A 23529-nucleotide genomic window follows, 5' to 3' on the forward strand; every position below is an offset into this window, starting at 1 on the left:
GCCGCCCACCTCCCGGTCGGAAGCTCAGGCCCGGTAGAAGGCCGGGTCCTGCACCCAGTCGATCTGGATGTCCTGGATGTCGGGGTCCGCGTTCCCGGTCGCCCAGCCCGGCCGCGAGTCCGAGACGAAGTTGTACTGGCTGTTACCGCGGAACGCCGACGCCACCGTGGAGAACAGCGCCCCGATGTCCGTGAAGATGAGCCCGAGGATCGCCGCGGTGGCGGTGAGGCCGGCGACCCCGATCGCCTGCGCCAGTGGCGCGGTCGCCGGGAACGCCTGGAGGGCGACGGCCGCGATGACCGCGATGAGGATCGGCACCAACGCGCCGACCAGTGCGTCGATCGAGGCGTTGAAGTGGTCGCGTACGGCGGTCAACGCGTCCTTGTTGGCGTTGAGCGCCTCCGCGAGCGCCCCGATCTCGGCGTTCAGCTTCTGCACGAAGGCGTCGAACGCGTCCCGGTCCTCGAAGTTCCACTCCTCGCTGGAGGGGATCACGCTCTCCAGCGCCGCGCCGAACTGGTCGCCGCCGAGGAAGCGGGCGGCGTCGCCCCACTCCTTGATGGACTGGTTGACCTCGTCGTTGTCGAACGTCTCGAGGTGGATGATGGCGGCCGTCAGGAACGCGGCGCCGACGAGCCACACCCAGTTGGCCCGGGCCGCGCCGGCCAGCGAGCGCACGGGCGCGGTCTGCGCGGCGACGCTGTGCGTCCCCACCACCGAGCCCGAGGAATTCGCGATCAGGATCTCCGGCATCGAGCCCTCCCTGCGTCCCGCGCCCGCGAGGTCACTTGACCACCCAGGGCTGGTCCGACTTCTCCCAGTTGAGCGCGCTCTGTTCGAGGTTGGCGGCGGCCCGCTCCAGGTGCTCGACGCCGGTGCGCAGATTGTCGAGGTGGCCGTCGACGGCATCGTTGTGCGCGCTGACGGCGGACAGGCCGAGCAGCGTCATGGACATGCCCGACAGCTTGACGCCCTCCAGCGCCCGCTGCGCGTTGCGCAGGTAGGCCATCGGGCCGTCGGCGGCCGCGAGCTTCTGCCCGGCCTTGCGGATGGCGTCGACGTCGACGGTGTTGGCCACTGGGCCCTCTCCTCTCGTCAGCCGCGCAGCCGGCGCAGCGGGTCGTTGAGGTCCACCCCGAACTGCTGGAACCACTCCTCCGGGGTGACCTTGCCCGCCTCGGCCCGTCGGACCAGGTCGGCGCCGCCGAGCATCTCCTCCAGCAGCTCGCGCTGCCGTTCGGCGTGCGCCTCGTAGGCGGCGTCGATGGCGGCCTGGAGCGACTCGGCCAGGCTGAAGCTGTCCAGGCGCATCGCCCGGGCGTTGATCTCGATGTCGCCGACCTTCATGTCACCGTCGACGGTCACCTGGACCATGCCGTCGGGGCTCTCCCCGACGACCCGCAGCTCGGCGCGCTGCCGCTGGAAGTCCGCGAGCCGGCGCTGCTGCTCCTGCGCCTGACGCAGGATGCCCTCGAGGCCGGCCCCGCCCATGCCGCCGGGCGTCCACGATGTGCTCAAAACGGTCCTCTCGTCGGCTGCGACGCTCGTGCCGCAGGTTACCGGATGCCGTCACACCGGACCGCCCCACCGACGGCGCCGTCCCGGCGGTCGGGCGTCAGGACGGCTCCGCCCAGGCGGTCTGGATGAGCTGCTGGCCGTCGCGTCGGCGCACCAGCGTGCCCCGGCCCGGCGGCTGCGGGCTCGGCCGCAACGTGCCGAAGACCGCGCCCTCCTCCCGGTTGCCGGACATCAGCAGGCCGGGCTGGTCCAGTTCCCGCAGGCGTTGCAGGACCGGCTCGTAGAGCGCCCGGGCCACGCCACCCACCCGCCGGGTGATGATCAGGTGCAGGCCGATGTCGCGGGCCTGGGGCAGCAGCTCGTGCAGGGCGCTGAGCGGGTTGCTGCCGCCCGAGGCGACCAGGTCGTAGTCGTCGACCAGGATGTAGAGGTCCGGCCCCTTCCACCAGCTGCGGTCGCGCAGCTGCGCGGTGGTCACGTCCGGGCCGGGCAGCCGGTTGGACAGGGCGCTGCGGATCGAGGCGAGCCCCTGCGCGAACACCTGGTTCGACGGCGCGTAGTCGAGCAGGTGGTCCCCCTCGACCGCGCCGAGCAGGCCACGCCGGTAGTCGGCGATGACCAGCCGGGCCTGCGCGGGGCTGTACCGCTCCGTGATGCCCCGCGCGATCAGCCGCAGCAGGTTGGTCTTGCCGCATTCGGCGTCGCCGAAGACCGTCAGGTGCGGCTCGTTGACGAGGTCGAGGTAGACCGGCGCCAACGCCGACTCGTTGACGCCGATCGGCAGGCCCGGCGCCGACCGGTCGACGACCCGGGCCAGCTCGCCGAGGGGCAGCCGGCGCGGCAGCAGCCGCACCTTAGGCGCCGGCTGGCCCTTCCACGCCTCGGCGACGTGCCGGGACAGGGCGATCGACGCCTCGGTCAGGTCGTCGATGTCGCGCCGGCCGTCGATCCGGGAGATGGCGGTCAGGAAGTGCAGCTTGTCGCGGGTCAGGCCGCGCCCGGGCGAGCCGGTCGGCACGTTCGCCGCCGCCCGCCGGTCGATCTCCGACTCGTTGGGGTCGCCGAGACGCAGCTCCAGCTTCGTGCCGAGCAGGTCCCGCATGTTGATGCGGATCTCCGCCCACCGTACGGCGGTCAGCACCACGTGCACGCCGAAGCCCAGGCCACGGTTGGCCAGGGTGGTGATGGTCTGCTCCAGCTCCTCGTACTCCTGGCGCAGGGTGTTCCAGCCGTCGACGACGAGGAAGACGTCGCCGAACGGGTCGTCGGCGAACTCCCCGGCCGCCCGGCGCCGGCGGTAGCTGGCCACCGAGTCGATGCCGTGCTGGGCGAACCGGTTCTCCCGCTCGTCCAGGACGGCCACCACCTCGGCCACCGTGCGGCGTACGGCCTCGGTGTCCCGCCGCCCGGCCACGCCGGCCGTGTGCGGCAGCCCGTCCAGGCTGCGCAGCGCGCCGCCGCCGAAGTCGAGGCAGAAGAACTGCACCTCGCGCGGGGTGTGGGTGAGCGCCAGCGACGCGAGCATGGAGCGCAGCATCGTGCTCTTGCCGCTGAGCGAGGCACCGACGATCACCACGTTGCCGCCGGCGCCGGCCAGGTCCACGAGCATCGGGTCACGGCGCTGCTCGTACGGCCGGTCCACGATGCCCACCGGGGCGGCCAGCCGCCCGCGACCACCCCAGGAGGCGGTGCAGAGGCCGAACCTCGCATCGACGCTCAGCGGCGGCAGCAGCTCGCCGAGGCCCGGCGGCTCCGCCAGCGGCGGCAGCCAGACCTGGTGCGCCGGGCGGCCCCGCCCCTTGAGCCGGTCGATGAGCACGTCCAGCATCGCCACGACCTTGCCGTCGGCGGGCTGCTCCGGCTCGGGCGCGTCCGGCACCGGCAGGGTCGGGTTCTGCACGGGTACGAAGTCCACCCCGTACCGCACGATCCGGCGCTGCACCAGCGCCCGCGACGAGGCGGCGGCCTGCCCCGGGGCGCGGTACGGCCCGGACACGTACGCGGCCCGGAACCGCAGCATGGTGCTGGTGTCGGTCTTCAGGTAGCCGTGGCCGGGGGCGTTGGGCAGCTCGTACGCGTCCGGCACGCCGAGCACGATCCGGCTCTCCACCGCCGAGAAGGTGCGCAGACCGATCCGGTACGACAGGTGGGTGTCCAGGCCGCGCAGCTTGCCCTCCTCCAGCCGCTGGCTGGCCAGCAGCAGGTGCACGCCGAGCGACCGCCCCAGCCGGCCGATCATCACGAAGAGGTCGATGAAGTCGGGCTTCGCGGCGAGCAGCTCGCTGAACTCGTCGCAGATGATGAGCAGGCTGGGCATCGGGTCCAGCGGCTCGCCGGCGGCCCGGGCCTTCTCGTAGTCGTAGCGCGAGACGTAGTTGCCGGCGGCCCGCAGCACCTCCTGGCGGCGGGTCATCTCGCCGGCCAGCGCGTCCTTCATGCGGTCGACCAGCGGCAGCTCGTCCGCCAGGTTGGTGATCACCGCGCTGGTGTGCGGCAGCGCGTCCAGCGAGGCGAAGGTGGCGCCGCCCTTGAAGTCGACCAAGACGAAGTTGAGTTCCTCGGAGGAGTGCGTCACGGCCAGCGCGCCGACGATCGTACGCAGCAGCTCGCTCTTGCCGGAACCGGTCGCGCCGATGATCAGGCCGTGCGGGCCCATGCCCTCGTGCGCGGACTCCTTGAAGTCCAGCTCGACCACGTTGCCGTCCGGCCCGACGCCGAGCGGGATTCGCAGCCGGTCGCGGTGGCTGCGCGGGCGCCAGGTCTGCTGCACGTCGACGGCGGCGGCGTCGCCGACGCCGAGCAGGTCCGGCAGCTCCATGCTCTTGGCCAGCGGCTCCTCCGACGTGGTCTGCTGCTGTGACAGCCGGAAGGGGGCGATCTGCCGGGCCAGTCCCTCGGCGGCGGCCTCGGTGAGCCGGTCCGGCCGGCCGAGCCGCGACGAGGAGGTGCCCCGGACGAGTTCGAGGGCGCTGCCGTCGCCGACGTCGAGGCAGAGCAGCCAACGGCCGGCGTCGCGGGGCACGGTGCCGGACAGGTCGATCACGGTCGCGCCGAGCAGCCCCGGCCCCATGAGCTGGCACGCCGCCGAGACCTCGCCGCCGTCGACAACCACGACCAGGTGCGGAGCGGTGGTCAGCGGCTTCGCCTCGGGGGCGAAGCGGGGCCGGCCGGCCAGCTCACCGGCGAGCGCCTCCTCCGCCTCGGCGAGGCTCGCGAAGACCATCCGGCGGGCGCCCGCCGCGTCGGTCCGGGCGCTGTGGTGGTTGTGCGGCAGCCACTTCACCCAGTCCCAGGACGGCTGCCGGTCCGGTGCGGCGACGATCGCGACGACCATGTCGTCCGGGGCGTGGAAGGTGGCGAGCTGACCGAGCGCGGCCCGGGTCAGGTCGAGCACCGGCTCCCGGTCGCCGCGCAGCACCACCCGGCTGAACGCCCGCACGGAGAGCGCGGTCGGCAGGTCCGGCACGCTCGAGTGGGCGCGTACGAAGCGACGCAGCGCGATGGCGCTCATCGGCTCCAGGTCCTCGACCGGCTTGGTCTCCGGCGGGACGATCTCCACGGCGAGGCGCTGCGGGCCGGTGGCGATCCGGGTCTCGCCGAAGTCGTCCTCGGTGATCCGCCGCTCCCACAGCCGCCGGGAGGCGGCGATCGACCAGAGCGCGTCCGGCTCCGGGTGCCGCCAGGCCATGGCCGCCCGCTGCTGCTCGGCGGCGCGCCGGGTGCGCTTGCGCATCTGGGCCAGGTAGCGCATGTAGTCGCGCCGGTCGGCGTTCAGCTCGGCCTTGTCGTTGTTGCCGTGGCTGAGCGATCCGATCGCCATGCCCAGCATCGAGACGCCGAAGAGGCCGCCGGCGATGTAGGTCATCGTGCCGCCGCCCCGGCCGGCGTAGAGGAACGCCATGGCGCCCACGCCGCAGACCATCGGCAGGATCATCAGCAGCTGCCCCATCCCGCGCGGGGTCGGCTCGGGCAGCTCCGGAGGCGACTCCAGCAGCACCTCGCCTCGCGGCAGCGCTGGCCCCGGCTGACGCGGGAGCCGGCGGAACACCACCGTGCTCACGGCTGTCTCCTCCCAGAAGCGGCCCTGATGAAGTTCGGCGAGCGACCGGAGTCGTCGGGTGGGCATCGTACGTGCCCGCCATCGTAGGTAATCTCCCGTGGGCGTCAGGAACCCGTGCGTCGGCGCCGCCGGCCAGGGGTGATCGTAGAGAGCGCGAGGAGGCCACTGTGGCGACGAAGACGGCGACCGGCGGCCTGAGCCGGATCACCATCGTGGCGCCCCGCACCCGGATGGACCTCGCGCTGCCGTCGGACGTACCGCTCGCCGACCTGCTGCCGACCCTGCTCCGTTACGCGGGTGAGGACCTGGCCGACGAGGGGGTGCGGCACGGCGGCTGGAGCCTGGCCCGGCTCGGCGGCCAGCCGCTGGACGGCGGCCGTACCGCCACGCAGCTCGGCATCCGCGACGGTGAGGTGCTCTACTTCAACCCCCGCTCGGCCACCGCGCCGGAGATCGTCTTCGACGACGTGGTCGACGCCGTGGCCACCGCCACCAACCAGCGCCCGGGCGCCTGGCAGGTCGGCACCACCCGCTCCTTCGCGGTGCTCTTCGCCGCCGCGGCGCTCGGCGCCGGCGCGCTGGCGGCGCTGTTCACCGGTCCGCCGCACCTGCCGGGCGCGCTGGCCGCGCTGGTGGTCGCGGTCGCCCTGGTGGTCACCGCCGCCGTGTTGTCCCGGGCCGCCGCCGACAGCGCGACCGGGTCGGTGCTGGGCGTCGTCGGCCTGGCGTACGCGGGGGTCGGCGGCCTGCTGCTGCTCGCCGGCGACCGCCCGCTGACGGAGCTGGCGGCGCCGCACGTGCTCCTCGCCGCCACGGCGGTGGTGGTCTGCGCGGCGGTGGCCGCGCTGGCCGTCGGCGACCGGCTTCCGCTCTTCTTCGGCGCGGTCGCGGTCGGCGCCGCCACCGGCCTCGGCGCGCTGGTCAGCCTGGCCTTCGACACCGACGCGCCGGCCGCCGCCGCGGTGGTCGCCGCGATCGCGTTCGGCGCGGTGCCGGCGTTGCCGATGGCGGCGTACCGGCTGGCCCGGCTGCCGGTGCCGTCCATCCCGACCGGGCCCGACGATCTGAAGACCGACACCGAGTCGGTGGACGGCCGGCAGGTGCTCCAGCTCAGCGAGCGCGCCGACGAGTTCCTGACCGGCCTGCTCTGGACGGTGTCGCTGCTGGTACTCGGCGCCCAGGTGGTGCTCGCGCTGCACGGCAGCCTGCCGGCGGTGCTGCTCTGCCTCGTGCTGGCCCTGCTGTCGCTGCTGCGGGCCCGGCCGTTCCTGGGCCGCGCCCAGCGCACCCCGGTCCTGTTCGCCGGCACCGCGGGGCTCGGCCTGACCGCCGCCGCCACGTTCGGCAACGGCTCGACGGCCGTACGCCTCGGCCTGATCCTGGGCGGCCTGGTGCTCGCGGCCGTGGTGAGCCTGATCTACGGGCTCACCGTGGCCGGCAAGCGGATCTCCCCGGTCTGGGGCCGGCTGCTCGACATCGTGGAGATCATGCTGATCATCGCGCTGGTCCCGCTGGCCGTCTGGGTCGTCGGCCTCTACGGCTGGATCGTCAACCTCCGCCCCTGACCCGCCCGCGCGCTCAGCCGGTCGGGTGCAGGGTCGTCACGGTGGTGGCCGCCGGGGCGGTGGCGTAGACGCCGGGGCCGTGCTGGCCGTCCACGGGGCGGGCCGGGGCGCCCGACCGGCGCGCCACCTCCCGCACCGCCTTGACCAGCGCCTCCACGTGGTCGTCGAGCGCCGCCACCCGCAGCATCGGCGGGGCGACGCGCCCACCGGGCAGCACCACGACGGCCAGGGTGTGCGACGGGGCGGACGTCGCCGTCACCGCGTCCACCAGCGGGCCGAAGGGCGCGTCGGCCCGGGGCCGCAGCACCAGGCAGCGCTGGGTCCAGCCGCCGCCGCGCAGCCCGGTCCAGGTCTCCGCCGGGGGCGTCGGCGCCAGGTCCAGCCCGGCCGCCGAGACCACCGCCGCGCGCAGCTCGTCACGGCTGAGCGGCCGGTGGTCGAGCCCGGCCGCGGTCAGCGCCTTGCCCAGCCGGCCGATCCCGGCGGCCAGCGTGCGGTGCACGCCGGGCATGCCGCCGCCCCGGCTGACGGTCTCGACGCGGGCGTCGCGTACGGAGAGCCGCAGCGCCAGCCAGACCGTCCGGTGGGCCGCCGGGGGCGCGCCCGGCGCCGGATACCAGACCAGGGTGTGCGACACCACCTGGGCGCGGGTGACCGGGCCGGTGAAGTCGGCGAGTACGCGCAGCGCCCGGTCCAGCACCGCCGCCTCGACCGATCCGGCGGGCGCCCCGGCGCGGCCCTGCAACGCCACCGCCGCGAACCAGCCCTGCGCGTCCTGCCCGATGCCGAGCCGGGTGCCGCGGTCGGTGAGCTCCGTCACGGTCAGCTCGGGGGCAAGGGCGGCCAGCCTCGGGTCGGCCCCGCCGCCCGCCGCGACGGTGCTCCTGGCCGCCTCCCGACGCCGCCGCAGCCGGCGGCGCAGCAGCAGGTCCTCGTACCACCAGCGGCCACCGCGACGGGCGAAGACGGCGACCGCCACCGCCAGCGACAGCACTCCGACGGTGGCGGCGAGCCAGACGGGGCCGCCCAGCGCCGCCCAGACGGCCAGGGCGCAGAGCTCCAGCACGACGAGCTGCCCCACGGCGACGGGGCCGATCCGACCACGGTCGCGCCGGTCGGCCGCAACGACCGGCCGCCCGGCGACGCCGGACGGCTGCGGTGCCGGACGACCGGGTGGCGCCTGAACCTGCGTCATCGCTGACAGTCCTTTCTGGACGGCGGAGCGTCCGCCGGATCGGGTCGGGCGCTGGTCCCGGTGACCCGTCGACGGCCCCTTATCGTAGGGAAGCCCGCGACACCGACTCGGACCTGCTCGTCGCGGACCCACCCCCGCCGGAGGTAAGTCATGCGGACCCGCCGCGACCAGGTGCAGGCGTACCGCTTCGTCACCCGCCGGATCGTCTCGGCGCTGCTGTCGGGCGACCCCGAGACCAGCAACCTGCCGATGCGGCGGCTCGGCATGGCGGTCTTCGGCAGCGTGATCGCCGCGGCCGTGGTGCTCGGCGGCGTGGGCGCGTACGGGCAGTTCACCGGCAACAAGGCCCCGCTGGAGCCGAACACCCTGGTGATCGAGCGGGAGACCGGGGCGACGTACGTCTTCGTCGACGGCAAGCTGCATCCGACCCTCAACTACGCCTCGGCCCGGCTGATCATCAACGAGCCGGCCCCGCAGGTGCGCACGATGTCCCAGGCGTCGATCCGGGACCGGCCCCGGGGCCGTACGGTCGGCATCGTCGGCGCCCCCGACGCGCTGCCGGACCGCAAGTCCCTGACGGGCCTGCCCTGGTCGGTCTGCGACGTCCCGGACCCGGCCGATCCCCGCCGCTCCGGCACCCGGGTGGTGATCGACCGCCCGCTGCCCGGCGGCGCGCCGCTCGGCGACCGGGCCGTGCTGGTGGAGGCCGACGGCCAGCGGCACCTGCTCACCGGCGACACCCGGTTGCAGGTGACCGGCGGCGACTCCGCGCTGGCCGCGCTACGGATGGCCAACGCGCCCCGCCTGCCCGTGGGACAGCAGTTGCTCAACGCCGTGCCGGCCGGGCCCGTCCTGCGCAAGCCGGCGATCGCGGGCGAGGACGATGCCAGCACCCTGACCGAGCGCCCGGCCAAGGTCGGTCAGGTCTTCCGGGCGGCGGGCCAGCACTACGTGCTCACCCGGGAGGGCCTCTCCGCGATCGGCGAGATCAGCGCGCTGCTGCTGCTGCGCGACGGCGGCCAGGTCACCGACATCACCCCGGCGCAGGCCGGCAAGCTGCTGACCGACCAGCGGGCGGAGGAGGCCGGGATGCCGCAGGCCCTGCCCGCGCTGCACCCGGTCACCGCCGGCCGGACGGCGGTCTGCGCGACCTACCGGGCGGGCGCCGACGGTGGGCCGCCCACCACCACCCTGGAGGTCTTCGACCGCGTGCCGGCGGAACTGGCCGAGCCCGGCGGCGTTCCGGTGCGGCAGAGCGCGCGCGACGGCGTACGGACCGCCGAGGGTGTGCTGCTGCCCGGCGGCAAGGGCGTGCTCGTGCAGGCCACCCCCGGCGCCGGCGAGAGCGGTACGGCCGCCCCGGGCGCCACCGTTTATCTGATCAGCGCCCAGGGCGTCCGCTACCCGCTCGGCGTCGGCGCGATGTCGGCGCTGGGCTACGAGGGGGTCACCCCGTTGGCCGTACCCGCGTCGCTGCTGGCCCTCGTGCCCACGGGGCCCACCCTCTCGCGGGACGCCGCGCTCTCCCACTTCGCGCCCGGCCCCGCGCCGTCGGCCCCGGCGAAGCCGACGGGCGGCACGGCGAAGCCGACGGACAGCCCCGCGCCGGAGCGGTCCGGCGCGCCGGTGACGCCCTCCGGGAATCCGGAGTCGGAGGCGCCGGCCTCGCCGGACGCGTCGTCCGCCAGCCCGGGAGCGGACGGCTGAGGTCGGCCCCGGCCGCGACCGGGGGGCCGGGTTCCGCACGTGACGGATCGACACCGGTAGCGGGTCGCCCGCGTCGCGCCGGTCGACTAACCTGAGCCTCGCCAACGGTTATCGACGAATGACGTACGGGGATGCTGCCATGACCGGGCGCACGACAGTCGACCTGCTGTCCCTGGAAGACTTCCACCAGAAGTTGGCCAACCGGCTGACCGAGGCGGAGAAGGCGTTGCGGAAGCTGAGCACCGAGATGCAGTGCCGGCCCCCGGCGCTGGGCTCGTTCGCCGACGCCACCGAGAACTCCCGCCGCTACTCCGAGATCCACCAGTCCTACGTGGACCAGGTCGACCGGTTGCGTGCCGCGGTGAAGGCGGCGCAGAGCGCCACCGCGACGATCCTGGCCAACTACCGCACCGCCGAGGAGCGCAACGCGGCCAACTCCGCCGACATCGCCGCCGCGCTGAACGGGGTGGACGACGCGTTGAAGCGGAAGGAGGAACCGCGTGTCTGAATACACCCAGCGCTACCAGCACGTCAGCCACCAGCAGCTCTACGACGGCGTCATGGCCGGTCAGCCGGGCCAGATCGACGGCGTCGCCGCGCAGTGGACGGCGCTCAAGGGCATGCTCGACGGGCTGTCCCGCGAGCTCAGCGGCGACCTCGACAAGCTCGCCAACACCTGGACGGGTTCGGCCTCGCAGGAGTTCCAGCGGCGGTTGACGCTCGTCACCGACTACGCCGACAAGCTCGGCGAGGGCATGGCGGACGTGAGCCGGGGCCTGACCCTGATGGCCGGCGAGCTGCGCACCGCCCGCGCGCAGGCGGAGAGCCCGGCCGAGACCGACGACCACGACCAGGCGCTCTCCGGCGCGGCCAAGGGTGCCGTGTTCGGCGTGCCGGGCATCGTGGTCGGCGGGCTGCTGGGTCACCAGCAGGACAAGGCCGAGCAGGAGAAGGCGCACCAGCGGATGGTCAACGTGGTGGCCGAGTTGGCCGCCGGCTACGACCTCTCCGCCTACGGCCGGCTCGTCGCGCCGCCGCCGCCGCACCCGGACACCCCCGGCCTGACCAGCCGCGACTCCTCGACGACCCCGCGCAGCGGCCCGGGCGCCACCACGCCGACGGCCGCGCCGACCGCCTCCGGCCTCGCCGGGCAGCCGGGCGGCGTCACCGTCGCGGCCCCTGCCGGGCCGAGTTCGGGGCCGGGTGGCGGCGGCGCCGGGACGGCCACGCCGGGCACCGTCGGCGGCGGGCACCCGGGCGGCGGCTCCGGCAGCGCCGTCCCCGGCGCTCCGGGCGGCGTCGCGGTCGGCACCTCCCTCGCCGGTGCCACGCTGCTGACCGGCGCGACCGCCACCACGGGTCCCGCCGGGCTGGGCGGCACCTCGACGGCCTCGGCCGGCGGGCCCGGCATGCAGTTCGGCCCGCAGGGCGGCCCGGCCGGAGGGGTGCTCGGCACCGGTGCCCTCGCCGCGAGCGGCAACGCGCCGACCTCCGCGGTCCGCGCCGCCGGCGGCAGCCCGGTGGCCGACAACCGGTCCGCCACCGGAATGGGCCGGCGCTTCGACAGCGCGCGGGACGGTTCACGGCAGGGCGACCGGGCGGCCAACGCGGCGGGACGCGCACGCGGCACCGCGGGGCGCCCCGGCGTCCTGGGCGGCAGCCAGGGAGCGCACGACGACGACACCGACGGCCGGCTGACCTGGTTGACGGAGGACGACATGGTCTGGGGCGACGGCGCAGCCGCCGCTCCGCCCGTGCTCGGCACCGACGGCTGACCCACCACCGCACGACGACGGCCCACCCGGCGGGCGTACCACCGGGTGGGCCGTCGCACGTCCGGGGCTGTCCCGGCCGGACGATCCATTTCGGACATCGTGGCGGCGGTCACCCGCTCCCGGGCCGTCGCCGTGATGCACGCGCCGGGCGCGGGCGATAGGTTGGACACGTGCCGTCCGCAGCGTCCGTCGACCCGTTCTGGTCGGTCACGCTGCGCTCCCTGCGCGAGCTGACCCGACTGGCGGTCGCCGCGCTCGTGCTCGCCGTGGGCCTCGGTGCCGCCGCCGCACCGGCCCCGGCACCGTTCGCCACCGGCCCGGCCGCTGTTACCGCCGCCGTTCCGGCCGCCGACTCCCGGCTCGCGCTGCCGCGCCGGGAGCCTTTGGCGGAGCAGGTCAGCGGTGCCGCCGCCGCACCGGCGCCGCGGAGCGTCGCCGGCTCGTCCGACACCTCCGCCGCCCCGGTGGCCCGCCCGGACGGCCCCGCCCGCGACCCCGGCCGGGGCGACCCCGCCCGGCGCGGTCCGCCCGCCGCCTGACCGTCGGCCACCGGCTGAACAGCCAGGGGCGCCGCCCGCGACGGACCGTCGCCGCGCGACAACGGGTCCCTCCGACCCGCTCCCCTGCTCCGGTCGCCACGTCACCGGCCTACCCGGTCGCCCGCCGCCCCGTCACGGTCCGCCGCCGGATCGGCCACCGCCGCGGTACGCCCCGCACGCGCGCCCGATACCCACCCGCCCGTACGCCGGGCACAGACCCTGTCGATTCCCCTCGATCGACCGCGAGGTGCTGACCATGCAAAACGTGTTCTCCTCCGTCCTGCTCGACGTGCCCCGGGCCGCCGTGATCTGGCTGAGCCTGCTCGGCGTCGTCGCCGTCACCGTGGCCGGCCTGCTGCTGCGTCCCGGCCGGCTCACGTTCGACGCCGGTTCCCGGATCCGGCGCGCCGCGATGCCGAGCGAGTTGGAACGGGCCGAGGAGGAGCGCGAGCGCTCCCGGTACGCCGGGGAGGTCTCGGTCGCCGCGGAACGGGCCGCCACCACCGCCGCCCGGTTGCGGGCCGAGTGGCTGGCCGCGCAGGAGGAGGTCGAGGCGGCCTGGCAGGCGTACGAGGCCGCCGAGGCGGACGTCCGTCGGCTGGCGGTCGCCGAGGCGATGCCCCTGCCGCGTACCGTCCGGACGCCCGCCGAGTACGCGGAGCGCGAGCGCTTCCTGCACCGGGCCGCCCTCGACGCGTACTGGCGCAAGGAACTGTCGGTGGAGCAGCTCAGCGACGTCTTCGCGCACCGCGACGGCTGGGACCCGCGGCTGCACCCGGTCGAGCAGGAACTCGTCCTGCGCCGGGCGGTACGGGACAACCTGCTCGCCCGGCAGCGGGCGGCCCGGGAGCGGGAGCAGGCCGCGTGGCGGGCCGCCGAGACCGCCGCCGAGGCGGCGCGCAGCCTGCGGGACGAGGCGTTCGCGGCGGTCAGCCCCCACACCGAGGAGTCGCCGTCGCTGCTGCCACTGATCGAGGGCGCCGGTACGGCGGAGCAGACCCGGGAGTTCCCGGTGCTGACCGGCCGCGACGTGCCGTCGGTCGCCCGGGGCCGGGCGGCGGTCCCCGCGTACTGACCGGCGACGGGGCGCAACCGGTCCCGCTGGGCTAGCGTGACGGTGTGTCCAGGGAAGCGTGGGTCGTCGTCGGCGTCGTGGCGGTCGTCACGTTGGTCGGCGCGGTGGTGCTGGCCGTCCGCGTGATCCGCACCCGGCGGCTGCTCGGCACGCTCGGGGTGAGCGGCAAGGTCGCCTTCTACGGCGCGCTGCTCTACACCGTCCTGCCGATCGACCTGCTTCCCGACCCCATCTACCTGGACGACATGGCGGTGCTGACCGGCGCGCTGCTCTACCTCGGCCGGCTGGTCCGGCAGCGGCGCGCCGCGGACCGACCGCTGACCGGCGCACCCGACGTGCCGGCCGACCCCGCCCGGGGCCGACGCCACGTGCCATGATCGCTGCCGCACCGAGACAGGGGACCGACATGCCCGGCGACCATCGGTTGGCGCCCCACGACGAGCGGGTCGTGGCGTTCTGCCGGGAACGGCATCTGGCCACGTTGACCACCCTGCGCCCGGACGGCACCCCGCACGTCGTACCGGTGGGGGTCACCTTCGACGCGGCGGCCGGCCTGGCCCGGGTGATCACCGGCGGCGCGTCCCGCAAGGCGCGGCACGTGGCCGCCGCCGGCCCCGGGGGTGCCCCGGTGGCCGTCTGCCACGTCGACGGTCGACGTTGGCTGACCATCGAGGGCCGGGCCGTCGTGCGTGCCGACCGGCCGGCCGTGGCCGAGGCCGAGCGCCGGTACGCCGAGCGTTACCGGACCCCCCGCCCGAATCCCGACCGGGTGGTCATCGAAATCACGGTGACCCGCCTGCTGGGCAGCTTGTGACCACCTGACCGGTCTGTCCGGTATCGCCGCCCCATTCCCGTCGGATCCGCGCGATCCGGGGACGCCGCCCGCCCGGCGCCGGGGGTGTGACGTGCGGCATCCGTACGCCGGAATCCTGCTGCCCGCCGGCCGGTTGAACCCGACGTGCGGCCGTACGCCCGGCCGCGCGGGCCAGGAATGTCCTCCTCAGCAGGACCGTTGCGTCCCGAGTACGCCCGTGGGCCGACCGCTGCGGGTCGTCGAATCCCCACAGAGCCGAGCGCCTTTCCCGGTGCTGCACGCCTCCCCCCGGAGGCGTCGACCCCCGATTGGAGCCCGACCATGAATTCGATCGTGCAGAGGAGCGGCCTCTCCGTCGCCGGTCTGCTGGTGGCCGGCGGCTGCCTCGCGGGCCCGGCGGCCACCGCCCAGGCCGCACCGGCGGCGACCGCGCCGGTCGGTTCGGTGCGCACCGACGGCCACACCGACAGGAACGGCCGCGCCGACCGGCGTGCCGAGCGCTCGGTGGGCATCGAGTACCAGGCCCAGCCCAACTTCTACTACTGCGGCCCGGCCGCGACCCGGATCGCCCTGTCGGCGCTGGGCAAGGCGCTCTCCCAGGACGAGGTCGCCAAGCGGCTCGGCACCACCGAGGCCGGCACCGACTCCGCCCTGGACACCACCCGCGTGCTCAACGAGCTGACCGGCCGGGGATACCGGACCACCGAGATCCGGGACTCGGTGGCCAGGCCGGAGCAGGTCGACCGGCTGCGCTCCGACGTGGTCGCGGCCCTCGACGGGGGCCGGCCGGTGGTGGCCAACATCAAGGGCACCGCCGTCGACACGGTCGGCAACCCGCACTCGTACGAGGGTGGGCACTACCTGACCCTGGTGGGCTACCGCGACGGCGGGGACCTGATCCGCATCGCCGACCCGGCCGCCCCCGAGGGCGAGTACTGGATGACGCTGGAGAAGGTCGCCAACTGGATCGCCGAGCGCGGCTACTCGTCCTGACCCGTACCTCCACGAGGGCCGGTCCCCACGCGGGGGCCGGCTCTCGTCGGCGATCCCGACCGGGACCGCCGGGCGGCCGTCGCGGTGAGGGACGTCGATCGCGTCGCCGTGGGTTCGGTCGACGGTTCGCGGGTACCAGGGCTCACAGCCGACCGTTCCGCAACCGGTAAGGGGCAGACATGACCAACCATCAGGCAACCAGCGGTCAGGACGTGGTGGACGTCCTCACCGCCGACCACCGTGAGGTCGAAGCACTCTTCGTGCAGTTGGAGAGCCGGCAGGGCACCCCCGAGCACCGCCGGCAGCTGGCCGACGTGATGATCGCCGAGCTGGTCCGCCACGCCGTCGCCGAGGAGATGCACGTCTATCCGACCGCCCGCAAGGCACTGCCGGACGGCGACCAGATCGCCGAGCACGAGATCTCCGAGCACGCCGACGCCGAGCGGACCATGAAGGAGCTGGAGTCGGTCGACCCGTCCGACCCGCGCTTCGACGAACTGCTGGCGCAGCTGACCAGCACGATCCGGCACCACGTCAAGGACGAGGAGTCGGACCTCTTCCCCCGCCTGCGCGCCGCCGTGGCCGGCGAGGAGATGGTCGAACTGGCCGAGAAGGTGGAGGCGACCAAGAAGACCGCCCCGACCCGGCCGCACCCGGCCGCGCCCGACCGGCCGCCGGCGAACCGGCTGCTCAACCCGGGTGCCGGCCTGGTGGACCGGATGCGCGACGCGTTGAGCGGCCGCGCCACGTCGGTGGCGGAGCTGGGCGAGAAGCAGCGCTGACGGACCCGCGCCACGGTGGCCACGCCCGGCCCGGGGCGTGGCCACCGGCGTACGCACCGGCGGCGGCGGCCGGGTCCGCCCCGCGAGGTCACGCGGAGCCGGTCGGGTCAGGGCTCCGGCGCGATCCGGCGCAGACCGTCCGCTTCGGAGACGATGACCGCCTCCATCGGGCAGGAGTCCGCGGCGTCGACCAGCGCGTCGTCCGGCGCCACCCGCTCGGTCAGCGGACGGGCCAGCCCGTCCACCAGCACGAAGTGCTTCGGCGCGGTGCCCGCGCAGATCCCCGACCCGATGCACCGGGTCGAGTCCACATGCACCCGCCACTGCTCGTTCGGCGCACTCACCGGTTCACCACCTCACCGGCATGGCGACGAGGCCCCGCACCAGCAGGCCGCTCTTCCAGGTCAGTTCGGATTCCGGCACGGCCAGCCTCAGGTCGGGCGTGCGGTCGATCAGGGTCTCCAGGACGACCTGGAGCTCCATCCGGGCCAGCTGAGCGCCGACGCAGTGGTGCACCCCGTGGCCGAAGCCGAGATGGGGGTTCACCTCCCGGGTCAGGTCGAGCCGGTCCGCCTCGGCGAAGACCGTCTCGTCCCGGTTGGCCGACGAGATCGACACCACCACGGGCTCGCCGGCGCGCACCAGCACGCCGCCCAGCTCGACGTCCTCCAGGGCGTAGCGGGCGAAGGCCGAGGACGCGCCGAGCGGCACGAACCGCATCAGCTCCTCGACGGCACCCGGCACCAGCTCCGGCCGGGCCCGCAGCCGGGCCCACTCGTCGGGGTGGTTGAGCAGCGCGTACACGAAGTTGGGGATCTGGGTGACGGTCGTCTCGTGCCCGGCGGCGAGCAGCCCGGCGGCCAGGCGTACGACCTCTTCCTCGGCGAGCCGGTCGTCGGCGTCCCGGGCCCGGACCATCGCGCCGAGCAGGTCGTCGGTGGGCTGCTCGCGCCGCAGGGCGATCAGCTCGCCCATGTACGCGAAGAGGCTGTCGATGTACTCCTGGGCCCGCTCCGGGCTCAGCGAGGTGGTCGACACGATCGCCTCCGACCAGGTGTGGAAGCGGTCCTGGTCGGCCACCGGGACGCCGAGCAGGTCGCAGATGACCCGGATCGGCAGCGGGGTGGCCAGGTGCGCCACGAGATCGGCCGGCGGACCGGCGGCGAGCATGCCGTCGACCAGTTCGTGGGCCACCTGCCGGGTACGCGGCCGCAGCTCCTCCACCCGCCGGGCGGTGAACGCCTTCGCCACCAGTCGGCGCAGCCGGGTGTGCTCCGGCGGATCCATCGACAGGATCCCGCCCTCCTGCTGCCGCGGCGAGTTGCGGGGCTCGTCCCGGCCCACCGAGGCGGCCCGGCTGAACCGGGCGTCGCCGAGCACGGTGCGGACGTCGGCGTGACGGGTGGCGAGCCAGGCCGGCTCGCCGTACGGCATGCGGATGCGGGTGAGCGGTTCGTCCCGGCGCAGCCGGGCGTAGCGCGGGTCGAGGTCGAGCCGGTCGGGATCGCTGAACGGATAACGCTGGGGGGCGGTCGTCTCGGGGGCCTCGGTCACCGGATGGCTTCCTCTCGTCACGGCGCCCCAAGGGGTGGGCACCGGTCCGGTCGGGGGCGACTCCACGTTGAGTCATGTTCCGACTGCGGATGGTAGCGAGAGTGGTCGATCCTTGGCTAGCGGTACGCGTCGATCGGCGCAAAAGCGGGCGTCCCGGGTCGTCGACCGCGACGACCCGGGACGCCCGACGGGCTCAGCGGACCTGGTCGCCCTCGCCGGTACGCGCCTGGGCCTGGTCCACGCCCTTGTCGATCTGCTCGTCGTACTTGCCGCCGGTGCGCTTGTCGGCCATGTCGCCGCCCTTCTCCATGCCCTGGTCGACCTGCTTGTCGTGCTTGTCGGCGAAGTCCTTGGCCTTGTCCATGAAGTCGCTCATCGGGTCCTCCTCGAATCCGGGTCCGATCTCTGCGTTCCCTGAGGTCGGGGGCGCAAACAGACGGACGGGCGCCCGGAGCGCGATCGGGAAACGGGCGGTCTCCCCCGGTGCCTCGGCCGCCCAACTAGCGTGAAAGGGGACGCGGGTGTCGGAGGGACGCCGGCCGGGTACCGACTCGCCGGAGATCGAGGAGGGCCGACGTGGTCGCAGACGGTGCCGGGCGTACGCCCGAGGGGACGACGGACCGGGGCGCGGGCCCCCGACAGACCTGGGCCGCGCTTCCCTGGCTGGTCCGCTCGGCCGTGGTGTGGAGCGCCTGCCTGGTGGTGGTCGTCGCCGGGCTGTACCTGCTCGGAAAGATCGCGGTGCTGCTCGCGCCGCTGGCCATCGCGCTGGCCGCCACCATCTTCCTCACCGCCCTGCTCGACCCGGTGCAGCTCGTCCTGCGCCGGCTCCGGCTGCCCGCCGCCCTCGCCGCCCTGCTCACCGTGCTGCTGCTGCTCAGCCTGCTGTTCGGCGTCGGCGCGCTGGTGTGGAGCCTCACCGCGGGCCAGTTCAGCGAGTTGAGCCAGGAGTTGGGGCAGGGCCTGCAACGCACCCGGGACTTCGTGACCTCGACGCTGCCGGTCACCGACCAGCAGATCGACCGGCTGCTCGGCCAGGCCCGCGAGGGCCTGGGGCAGGACTCGGTCGATCCGGTCTCCAGCGCCAGGACGGCCGCGGAGGTGCTCGGCTCGGCGCTGCTCGCGCTCGTCCTGCTGTTCTTCCTGCTCAAGGACGGCCGCTCCATGTGGCACTGGACGCTGTCCCGGGCGACCGGGCCGAATCGGACGGTGACCGCCGAGGCGGGCCGGGCGGGTTGGCGGACGCTCGGCGCGTACAGCCGGGGCACGATGATGATCGCCGCGATCGACGCGATCGGCATCGGCCTGGCGCTGGTGCTGCTCCGGGTGCCGCTGGCCTTCCCGCTCGCGCTCATCACCTTCTTCGGCGGCTTCATCCCGATCATCGGGGCGACCGTGGCCGGCGCGGTGGCGGTGCTGGTCGCCCTCGCGGCGAAGGGGCCGGTGACCGCGCTGCTCGTCCTGGCCGCCGTGATCGCCGTGCAGCAGATCGAGGGCAACCTGCTCGAACCGCTGATCATGAAGCGCCAGGTACGCCTGCACCCGGCGGTGATCCTGGTGGCGGTGACCGCCGGCACCCTGATCGCCGGCATCGCCGGGGCCTTCGTCTCGGTGCCGATCACCGCCGTCGTCTGGCGGATCGTCGACACCGTCCAGCAGCACCGCCGACACCCGGCACCCCCGACCCCCGCCTGACCCGGGACGGCGCTCAGCGGGAGGCGGGCAGGTGGGTGGTGAACCAGTCGGCGGCGCAGTGGGCGACCTGCTCCAGGGCGCCGGGCTCCTCGAAGAGGTGGGTGGCCCCCGGGATCACCGTCAGCTCGGCCGTCTCCGGCAGCGCGTCCTGCGCCTGCTCGTTGAGCGTGATCACCTGCTCGTCGAGGCCGCCGACCAGCAGCAGCGTGGGCGCGCGTACCTGGCCGAGGGCCGGGCCGGCCAGGTCGGGGCGGCCGCCCCGGGAGACCACCGCGCCGACGAGGTCCGGTCGGGCGGCCGCCGCAACCAGGGCGGCGGCCGCCCCGGTGCTGGCCCCGAAGAGGCCGATCGGCACCGCGCCGAGGGGTCGCTCGGCCGCCAGCCAGTCCACGATCGCGGCGAGCCGGTCCGCGAGCAGGGTGATGTCGAAGCGCAGCTCGGCGGTCCGGGCGTCCACCTGGTCCTCGGCCGGGGTCAGCAGGTCGACCAGCACGGTGCCGAGGGCGGCGCGGTTGAGCACGTGCGCCACGGCGGTGTTGCGCGGGCTGTGCCGGGAGCTGCCGCTGCCGTGCGCGAAGAGCACCACGCCGGCCGGCTCCGCCGGGATCAGCAGATCGGCCGGGAGTTCGGCGTTCCCCGCCGGGATCGTCACCGCACTGCTGCGCACGTCCATCTCGCCTCCGTACGTCCTCGGTCTCCGGCCGCATACCCGTCCCCCGGGCCGGCAAGCCGCCCGGCGCGGCCCGCGTTTGTCGCCCGGGGGCCCGGGTAGGCGGCGGATGACCGCAGGCCGTACCGGCGCAACCGCGCCCCGACGGATCGCGAGGATCGCCATGGCGCAGCAGCGGGAGACCCGGCAGCAGGACACGGACCGGGACCGGCGGGAACAGGACACCGAACGCGGCCGGGACTGGGCGGACGACGCGGCCCAGGCGCGCACGGCCGACGACCCGCGGGCGACGGCGCCCCGAGACGCCGCCGGCCGCCCGTCACAGGGCAGGCCCGTCTGACCCCCGCCGCCGTCGGAGGGCACGCAGACCGGCGCCGCCGGCCCGCCGTGACGTACGCGGGCCGGCGGCGGCCGGTCACGGCTCGTTCTCGGGCAGGCGGAGCAGGGGCGCACGCCCCGGGGCCTGCTCCGGGACCGGGCCGGACACCTCCGCCGCGGGAATCGGCATCGTCACCGGCTCCCCGCAGGTGACCCGCACCGGCTCGCCGTGGTGCCGCAGCTCCAGCACGTCCCCCGGGTCGCCGCGCCGCAGCGCGTACGTGGTCTCGTGCGGCCGGACGTCGACCCGCAGCCGCATCCCGCGCCACTGGAGTGAGAACTCCAGCCGCTCCAGCCGGCTGGACAGCCGGGGCGCGAAGGAGAGGTTGCCGTCGTGGTCGCGCAGCCCGCCGAACCCGGCCACCAGGGCGATCCAGGCGCCGGCGAGCGAAGCCATGTGCACGCCGTCGCGGGTGTTCTCGTTGAGGTCGTGCAGGTCCATCAGCGCGGCCTCGCGCAGGTAGATGTGCGCCAGCTCCGGATGGCCCACCTCGGCCGCCAGCACCGCCTGGGTGCACGCCGACAGCGAGGAGTCGCGCACCGTACGCCGCTCGTAGTAGAGGAAGTTGCGCAGCTTCTGCTCGGGCGTGAACGCGTCGCCCCGCCAGTGCATGGCCAGGACCAGGTCCGCCTGCTTGACGACCTGCTTGCGGTACAGGTCGAAGTACGGGTAGTGCAGCAGCAGCGGGTACTTCTCCGGCGGGGTGTGCCCGAAGTCCCACTCCTGGAGCCGGGTGAAGCCCTCCACCTGCTCGTGGACGTCGATCTCCTCGTCGTACGGGATGTGCATGGCGGCCGCCGCGTCCCGCCAGGCCGCCGCCTCCTCGTCGGTGACGCCGAGGTGGAACGCCTCGTCCCGGTAGCGCGTCACGGCGTCGGCGGCGGCGATCAGGTTCCGCTGCGCCATCAGGTTGGTGTAGATGTTGTCGTTCTTGACGGCCGTGTACTCGTCGGGGCCGGTGACCCCGTCGATGTGGAACTGGCCGTGCCGGTCGTGGTGGCCCAGGGAGCGCCACAACCGGGCGGTCTCCACCAGCAGTTCGAGCCCGATCTCGCGTTCCAGCTCGGTGTCCTGGGTGACCTGCACGTAGCGGCGCAGCGCGTCGGCGATGCCGGCCGCGATGTGGAAGGCGGCGGTGCCCGCCGGCCAGTACCCCGACGACTCCGGCCCCTCGATGGTGCGCCAGGGGAACGCCGCCCCCTCCAGGTTGAGCGTCCGGGCCCGCTCGTGGGCGGCGGCCAGGGTGGCGTGCCGCCAGTGCAGCGCGTCCCGCACGGCGGCCGGGTGGGTGTACGTGAGCACCGGCAGGACGAACATCTCCGTGTCCCAGAACGCGTGCCCGTCGTACCCCGGGCCGGTCAGGCCCTTCGCGGCGATGGGCCGCCGCTCCGCCCGGGAGCCCGCCTGGAGGACGTGGAACATGCCGAAGCGGACGGCCTGCTGGATCTCCGGGTCGCCCTCCACCACCACGTCGGCGGCGTCCCAGAACTCCTCGAGGTATTCGCGCTGCTCGCGGCGCAGCCCGTCCCAGCCGTCGAGCCGCGCCCCGGTCAGGGCGGCCTCGACCTGGTCGCGCATCGCCGGCAGCGACCGCCGGCTCGACCAGCCGTACGCGAGGTACTTGACCACGCGCAGCGTCTCGCCGGGCTGGAGCACGCACCCGATGGTGGTACGCACCCAGTCCTCGTACCCCTCGGACTGGATGGTCTTGCGCGCCGGGGCGTACACCTCGTGTTCCATCGCGGCGGCCACCCGCAGCCCGGAGACCTTGGTCCGGTGGATCAGCAGCCCACCGTCGGCGGTGGTGAGCTCCTCCTCGGCCTGCAACGGCGACTCCAGCACGGCCGCGACCCGCGGGTCCTTGCTCTGCGGGGGCAGCGTCTCGTTCGCCACGAGTTCCGACTGGAGGATCAGCCGCAGCGGGCCGTCCACCGCCTCCACCTCGTAGTTGATCGCGGCGACGGCGCGCTGGGTGAACGAGACCAGCCGGGTGCTGCGGACCTTGACCTCGCGGCCGGCCGGGGAGCGCCAGTGCAGTTCCCGGTGCAGGGTGCCGGCGCGCAGGTCGAGGACCCGTTCGTGGGCGAGGAGTTCGCCGTAGCGGACGTCGAGCGGCTCGTCGTCGACCAGCAGCCGGATCAGCTTGCCGTTGGTCACGTTGACGATCGTCTGGCCGGACTCGGGGAACCCGAAGCCGGCCTCCGCGTACGGCAGCGGGCGCAGCTCGTAGAAGGAGTTGAGGTAGGTGCCGGGCAGGCCGTGCGGCTCCCCCTCGTCCAGGTTGCCGCGCAGCCCGACGTGCCCGTTGGAGAGGGCGAAGACCGACTCCGACTGGGCCAGGACGTCCATGTCCAGCCGCGTCTCCCGGACGTGCCACGGCTCGACCGGATAGGCGCGTTCCCGGATCACGCGGGCCGCCCGGTGTCGAGCAGGTCGGCCAGGTCGGTGACCACCACGTCGGCGCCGTGGGCCAGCAGTTCGGCGGCCTGGCCGACCCGGTCGACGCCCACCACGTACCCGAATCCGCCGGCCCGCCCGGCGGCCACCCCGGCGAGGGCGTCCTCGAAGACGGCGGCGTCACGCGGGTCGACCCCGAGCAGCCGCGCGCCGGCCAGGAAGGTGTCCGGGGCCGGTTTGCCGCGTAGCCCCTCGGCGCGGGCGACGAGCCCGTCGACCCGGGCCTCCAGCAGCGGTTCCAGCCCGGCGGCGGCCACCACCTCCCGGCCGTTGGCGCTGGCCGTGACGACCGCCCGGCGCAGGCCGGCGGCGACCGCCGCCTCCAGGTAGGTCACGGAGCCGGGGTAGACGTCCACGCCGTGCGTACGCAGCCGCTCCAGCAGCAGCACGTTCTTGCTGTTGCCGACGCCGTTGACGGTGTCGGCGTCCGGCGGGTCGTCGGGCGAACCCTCCGGCAGCACGATGCCCCGGGAGGCGAGGAAGGTGCGCACCCCGTCGGCGCGCGGCCGGCCGTCGACGTAGCGGTTGTAGTCCGGCCCCGGATCGAAGGGGCGGAACTCCTCGCCGGTGACGGCGGCGCGGCGGCGCAGGAAGCCGTCGAACGTCTCGGTCCAGGCGGCGTTGTGCACCCGGGCGGTCTGCGTCAGCACACCGTCCAGATCGAAGAGACAGGCGGTCACGTGAGCAGGCAGGCCCAACACGGTACGAATCTATCCAGACCTCCGGGCCCGCAAACCGCTTTCGCTCCCCT

The 23529-nt window shown here is 74.6% G+C and carries 23 protein-coding genes; 12 read left to right on the top strand and 11 right to left on the bottom strand.

The annotated features are described in order from the left end of the window. Positions 1–24 precede the first annotated feature (24 nt). The 4 genes from AC5L34_RS27955 to eccCa all read right to left on the bottom strand — a co-directional run bounded on the left by AC5L34_RS27955 (position 25) and on the right by eccCa (position 5578). Positions 25–753 carry a hypothetical protein gene (locus AC5L34_RS27955; protein ID WP_101413902.1) on the bottom strand — a complete coding sequence of 243 codons (729 nt, stop codon included), beginning with the start codon at positions 751–753 and terminating at the stop codon, positions 25–27. Between the two features lie 31 nt (positions 754–784). Further along, on the bottom strand, positions 785–1078 hold the full coding sequence (locus tag AC5L34_RS27960) for a hypothetical protein (protein WP_101413901.1): 294 nt from the start codon (positions 1076–1078) through the stop codon (positions 785–787). Between the two features lie 17 nt (positions 1079–1095). Further along, positions 1096–1518 (bottom strand): YbaB/EbfC family nucleoid-associated protein, encoded by a 423-nt coding sequence (locus tag AC5L34_RS27965; protein WP_250100741.1) that lies wholly within the window; start codon positions 1516–1518, stop codon positions 1096–1098. A 97-nt stretch (positions 1519–1615) separates the two neighbouring features. Further along, the gene (gene eccCa, locus AC5L34_RS27970) at positions 1616–5578 is read right to left on the bottom strand and encodes a type VII secretion protein EccCa (protein ID WP_441174610.1); all 3963 of its coding nucleotides are present in this window, start codon (positions 5576–5578) and stop codon (positions 1616–1618) included. A 167-nt stretch (positions 5579–5745) separates the two neighbouring features. On the opposite strand from eccCa, the gene eccD reads away from it, so the two are divergent. Next, a complete protein-coding gene (eccD, locus tag AC5L34_RS27975) occupies positions 5746–7143 on the top strand; it encodes a type VII secretion integral membrane protein EccD (RefSeq protein ID WP_363620787.1) in 1398 nt (465 codons plus the stop codon). A 13-nt stretch (positions 7144–7156) separates the two neighbouring features. On the opposite strand, the gene AC5L34_RS27980 is transcribed toward eccD, so the two are convergent. Next, positions 7157–8338, bottom strand: coding sequence for a type VII secretion protein EccE (locus tag AC5L34_RS27980; protein ID WP_441174611.1), 1182 nt, complete (start codon positions 8336–8338; stop codon positions 7157–7159). Positions 8339–8488: 150 nt separating this feature from the next. On the opposite strand from AC5L34_RS27980, the gene eccB reads away from it, so the two are divergent. From eccB to AC5L34_RS28025, 9 genes are all read left to right on the top strand, one after another. After that, positions 8489–10045 (top strand): type VII secretion protein EccB, encoded by a 1557-nt coding sequence (gene eccB / locus AC5L34_RS27985; protein ID WP_441174612.1) that lies wholly within the window; start codon positions 8489–8491, stop codon positions 10043–10045. A 139-nt stretch (positions 10046–10184) separates the two neighbouring features. After that, positions 10185–10553, top strand: a complete 369-nt coding sequence (locus AC5L34_RS27990) for a DUF2563 family protein (protein WP_357716313.1) — start codon at positions 10185–10187, stop codon at positions 10551–10553. After that, on the top strand, positions 10546–11820 hold the full coding sequence (locus tag AC5L34_RS27995; protein WP_441174614.1) for a WXG100 family type VII secretion target: 1275 nt from the start codon (positions 10546–10548) through the stop codon (positions 11818–11820). Before AC5L34_RS27990 ends, AC5L34_RS27995 begins: the two co-directional genes overlap by 8 nt. Positions 11821–11990: 170 nt before the next feature. Continuing rightward, the gene (locus AC5L34_RS28000) at positions 11991–12359 is read left to right on the top strand and encodes a hypothetical protein (protein WP_441174616.1); all 369 of its coding nucleotides are present in this window, start codon (positions 11991–11993) and stop codon (positions 12357–12359) included. 256 nt (positions 12360–12615) lie between these two features. Further along, on the top strand, positions 12616–13434 hold the full coding sequence (locus AC5L34_RS28005) for a hypothetical protein (protein WP_441174618.1): 819 nt from the start codon (positions 12616–12618) through the stop codon (positions 13432–13434). Between the two features lie 44 nt (positions 13435–13478). Beyond that, on the top strand, positions 13479–13811 hold the full coding sequence (locus tag AC5L34_RS28010; protein WP_441174619.1) for a DUF1232 domain-containing protein: 333 nt from the start codon (positions 13479–13481) through the stop codon (positions 13809–13811). Between the two features lie 29 nt (positions 13812–13840). Next, complete coding sequence (locus AC5L34_RS28015) at positions 13841–14248, top strand: pyridoxamine 5'-phosphate oxidase family protein (protein WP_089002293.1); 408 nt, start codon at positions 13841–13843, stop codon at positions 14246–14248. A 321-nt stretch (positions 14249–14569) separates the two neighbouring features. Next, positions 14570–15241, top strand: coding sequence for a C39 family peptidase (locus tag AC5L34_RS28020; RefSeq protein ID WP_441174621.1), 672 nt, complete (start codon positions 14570–14572; stop codon positions 15239–15241). Between the two features lie 179 nt (positions 15242–15420). Further along, positions 15421–16023 (top strand): hemerythrin domain-containing protein, encoded by a 603-nt coding sequence (locus AC5L34_RS28025; protein WP_494827685.1) that lies wholly within the window; start codon positions 15421–15423, stop codon positions 16021–16023. Positions 16024–16130: 107 nt separating this feature from the next. Here the strand turns inward: AC5L34_RS28025 and AC5L34_RS28030 are convergent, their stop codons facing one another. From AC5L34_RS28030 to AC5L34_RS28040, 3 genes are all read right to left on the bottom strand, one after another. Beyond that, the gene (locus AC5L34_RS28030) at positions 16131–16367 is read right to left on the bottom strand and encodes a ferredoxin (protein ID WP_441174624.1); all 237 of its coding nucleotides are present in this window, start codon (positions 16365–16367) and stop codon (positions 16131–16133) included. A gap of 4 nt (positions 16368–16371) precedes the next feature. Continuing rightward, positions 16372–17577: a cytochrome P450 gene (locus tag AC5L34_RS28035; protein WP_494827687.1), complete on the bottom strand. Its 1206-nt coding sequence runs from the start codon at positions 17575–17577 to the stop codon at positions 16372–16374. Between the two features lie 193 nt (positions 17578–17770). Next, a complete protein-coding gene (locus AC5L34_RS28040) occupies positions 17771–17953 on the bottom strand; it encodes an antitoxin (protein WP_091623794.1) in 183 nt (60 codons plus the stop codon). A gap of 200 nt (positions 17954–18153) precedes the next feature. Here AC5L34_RS28040 and AC5L34_RS28045 point away from each other — a divergent pair, with 200 nt between their 5' ends. Next, positions 18154–19272, top strand: coding sequence for an AI-2E family transporter (locus AC5L34_RS28045; RefSeq protein WP_494827689.1), 1119 nt, complete (start codon positions 18154–18156; stop codon positions 19270–19272). Positions 19273–19285: 13 nt separating this feature from the next. Here AC5L34_RS28045 and AC5L34_RS28050 read toward each other — a convergent pair whose 3' ends face one another. Further along, complete coding sequence (locus AC5L34_RS28050) at positions 19286–19945, bottom strand: dienelactone hydrolase family protein (protein WP_494827690.1); 660 nt, start codon at positions 19943–19945, stop codon at positions 19286–19288. A gap of 160 nt (positions 19946–20105) precedes the next feature. Here AC5L34_RS28050 and AC5L34_RS28055 point away from each other — a divergent pair, with 160 nt between their 5' ends. Next, positions 20106–20282 carry a hypothetical protein gene (locus AC5L34_RS28055; protein WP_172896590.1) on the top strand — a complete coding sequence of 59 codons (177 nt, stop codon included), beginning with the start codon at positions 20106–20108 and terminating at the stop codon, positions 20280–20282. A gap of 75 nt (positions 20283–20357) precedes the next feature. Here the strand turns inward: AC5L34_RS28055 and AC5L34_RS28060 are convergent, their stop codons facing one another. Next, the gene (locus AC5L34_RS28060) at positions 20358–22730 is read right to left on the bottom strand and encodes a glycoside hydrolase family 65 protein (protein ID WP_441174631.1); all 2373 of its coding nucleotides are present in this window, start codon (positions 22728–22730) and stop codon (positions 20358–20360) included. After that, entirely contained in the window at positions 22727–23479 is a 753-nt protein-coding gene (locus tag AC5L34_RS28065; RefSeq protein ID WP_363892920.1) for an HAD-IA family hydrolase, read from the bottom strand. The genes AC5L34_RS28060 and AC5L34_RS28065 overlap by 4 nt, the downstream gene beginning before the upstream one ends. Positions 23480–23529 lie beyond the last annotated feature (50 nt).

The organism is Micromonospora sp. ZG13 (assembly GCF_059359355.1).